General features: G+C 70.8%; 2 protein-coding genes. One reads left to right on the forward strand and one right to left on the reverse strand.

All coding sequences use genetic code 11. From position 1 onward, the window contains the following. Nucleotides 1–2,076, forward strand: a 2,076-nt coding sequence (locus QSG27_RS28295) for an anthranilate synthase (RefSeq protein WP_306712108.1), incomplete at its 5' end; no start/stop codon positions are given. 36 nt (nucleotides 2,077–2,112) lie between these two features. Here the strand turns inward: QSG27_RS28295 and QSG27_RS28300 are convergent. Beyond that, the gene (locus QSG27_RS28300) at nucleotides 2,113–2,361 is read right to left on the reverse strand and encodes a DUF2312 domain-containing protein (protein WP_012973951.1); all 249 of its coding nucleotides are present in this window, start codon (nucleotides 2,359–2,361) and stop codon (nucleotides 2,113–2,115) included. Nucleotides 2,362–3,032 lie beyond the last annotated feature (671 nt).

Here is a 3,032-nt window from a genome sequence, read left to right on the forward strand (position 1 = left end):
GCTCGGGCCAGCCCTGGTCTGGAAGCGTCAGAAAAATCAGGTACACGACGAGTCGCTGCACCTCCATGGCGTGGGCGCACGCTGCGCATCGACGCGCTGAACGGGCGGGGGCGGGTGCTGCTGCCCGCCATCGCCGGGGCGTTGCGCGGCCTGGAGGCGCTGGCCGGCATCGAGGAGGCGCCGGCCCGCGTGACCGTCCTGGTCCGCAAGCCCCAACACCCCTTCCCGGAGGAGGAGCGGAGCCGCCAGCCTTCCGTCTTCTCGGTCCTGCGCGCCCTGCTGGCGCTGTTCGCGTCCCCCCACGACCCGCTGCTCGGGCTCTACGGCGCCTTCGCCTACGATCTCGCTTTCCAGTTCGAGCCGATCCGCCTGAGGCTGGAGCGGCCCGACGACCAGCGCGATCTGCTGCTCTACCTGCCGGACCGGATCGTCGTCGTCGATCCCGTGGCGGGCCTCGCGCGGCTGGTCGAATACGAGTTCGCCTGCGGGACGGAGAGCACCGAGGGGCTGGAGCGCGGCGGGCGCGACCACCCCTACCGCCCGGACACCAACGCCGACGCCGGCTGCGACCACGAACCCGGCGCGTACCAGCGGGTGGTGGAGGCCGCCAAGGACGCCTTCCGCCGCGGCGACCTGTTCGAGGTGGTGCCCGGCCAGACCTTCGCCGAGCCCTGCGCCGACGCGCCCTCGGCGGTGTTCCGGCGGCTGCGCGCCGCCAACCCGGCGCCCTATGAAGCCTTCGTCAATCTGGGGCGGGGCGAGTTCCTCGTCGCCGCCAGCCCGGAAATGTATGTCCGGGTGGCCGGCGGGCGGGTGGAGACCTGCCCGATTTCCGGGACGGTGGCGCGCGGGGCGGACGCGCTGGGCGACGCTTCCCAGATCCTGCGCCTTCTCTCCTCGGCCAAGGACGCGGCGGAGCTGACCATGTGCACCGACGTGGACCGCAACGACAAGGCGCGGGTGTGCGAGCCGGGGTCCGTCCGGGTGGTCGGGCGGCGGATGATCGAGCTTTACTCGCGCCTGATCCACACGGTGGACCATGTGGAAGGCCGGCTGCGCGGCGGTTTCGACGCCCTGGACGCCTTCCTCACCCACACCTGGGCGGTGACGGTGACCGGCGCGCCGAAGCGCTGGGCCATGCAGTTCCTGGAGGACACGGAGCAGTCGCCGCGGCGCTGGTACGGCGGTGCCTTCGGGCGGCTGGGCTTCGACGGGTCCATGGACACCGGCCTGACCCTGCGCACCATCCGCATGGCCGAGGGCGTCGCCACCGTGCGGGCCGGGGCGACTCTGTTGTCCGACAGCGATCCCGACGCCGAGGACGCCGAATGCCGCCTGAAGGCCGCCGCCTTCCGCGACGCGATCCGCGGCACCACGGCGATTCGGGCGTCCGCGCTGCCGGCAGCTCCTTCCAGCGGGAGGGGCAAGCGGGTGCTGCTGGTGGACCACGACGACAGCTTCGTCCACACGCTGGCCGACTATCTGCGCCAGACCGGCGCGTCGGTGACGACCCTGCGCCACAACCACGCACGGGCGGCGCTGGGGGCGGCGCTGGCCATGCAGGCGCCGGATCTGGTCGTGCTGTCCCCCGGTCCGGGCCGTCCGGCGGATTTCGACGTGGCCGGCACCATCGACGCGGCGCTGGCGCTCGGCCTGCCGGTGTTCGGCGTCTGCCTGGGGTTGCAGGGGATGGTGGAGCGGTTCGGCGGAGCGCTCGACGTGCTGCCTGAGCCGGCGCACGGCAAGGCGGCGGAAATCCGGGTGCTGGGCGGCGGCGGCCTGTTCGCGGGCCTGCCGGAGCGGCTGACGGTCGGGCGCTACCATTCGCTGGTGGCGCGGCGCGGCGGCCTGCCGGCGGAGTTCACGGTGACGGCGGAGACCGCCGACGGACCGTTGGGGGAGGGGCTGGTGATGGCCGTGGAGCACCGGCGGCTTCCGCTTGCCGCCGTGCAGTTCCACCCCGAGTCGATCCTGTCGCTCGAAGGCGGGGCCGGTCTTGCCCTGCTGGGGAACGTGATGGAGCGGCTGGCCGCCGGTCCCGGCACCGCCGGCATCCTTGCGGGCGCGGCGGCGTGACGGGAAAAATGCCGGGGAGTGAAAAGCCGGGGGTGGTTACTCCACCATCCCCAGCGCTTCCTTGTAGAGTTCCAGGATGGCTTCCTGCTCCTGGCGGTCTGCCTTGTCCATTTTGCGCAGACGGATGATCTGCCGGATGATCTTGGTGTCGAAGCCGGTGCCCTTGGCTTCGGCATAGACCTCCTTGATGTCCTCCTGCAGGCCGCGCTTTTCCTCTTCCAGGCGCTCGATGCGCTCGACGAAGGATTTCAGGCGATCAGCCGCGATGCCGCCGACGTCGGACATGATGGGGGTAACCTCAAATTGGGTGCTTCCGGGGAATCCGGCGCGGACGATATCGGCGGGCGCCGCCGATGGCAAGGGGGCTGCCCGACCCGGACGGCGGTTGCCACAGGGAAAGCCGCCGGGCGGGACCGGGCCTTGCGGTGGACTGGAAGCCGGTGGGCGGTGCGGCCGGGGATTTCACCCGGCGCCGCGGCGTCCTGTTCCATGACGGAAATCCCTTCACGGCGGCGGACGCGGCGGCCAGCCTGCGGCGCGTCTGGACCGTGCCGCAGCCACGCTCGACTCCAAGGGGCGGGAGTCGCCGCCCATTAGGCACATCCGCCCGCCCGCTCTCCCGTCGTGGGCACGATCGCCGCGACCCCGCCGCGTCTCCTGCGAAAGACCCATGGCGGACGGTGATGAAAGAGGCGACCTTGCACCTTCCGTTGCACGCGCGCGTGCCATGCCTCTTCGGGCTGTTGCGCCGCACCATCACCGCTGGTAATACCATCAACGTTCAAGAGCTTCACAAAGTCACACAAATCCGGCATTGATGCCGACGGTCTAGGCTGATTGCACGCAAATCGGCCACTTGCGGCAGGGGAGATAAAGAACCATGAAAATCGCCATACCCAGGGAGCGGCGCGCGGGCGAGAATCGCGTCGCGGCGTCTCCGGAGACGGTCAAGAAAC

It is taken from the genome of Azospirillum isscasi (genome assembly GCF_030849505.1).
Lineage (GTDB): Bacteria > Pseudomonadota > Alphaproteobacteria > Azospirillales > Azospirillaceae > Azospirillum > Azospirillum isscasi.

Excerpts from the sequence above, each read along its gene's own strand:
- QSG27_RS28300 (WP_012973951.1), bottom strand. The coding sequence starts at position 2,361 with ATGTCCGACGTCGGCGGCATCGCGGCTGATCGCCTGAAATCCTTCGTC.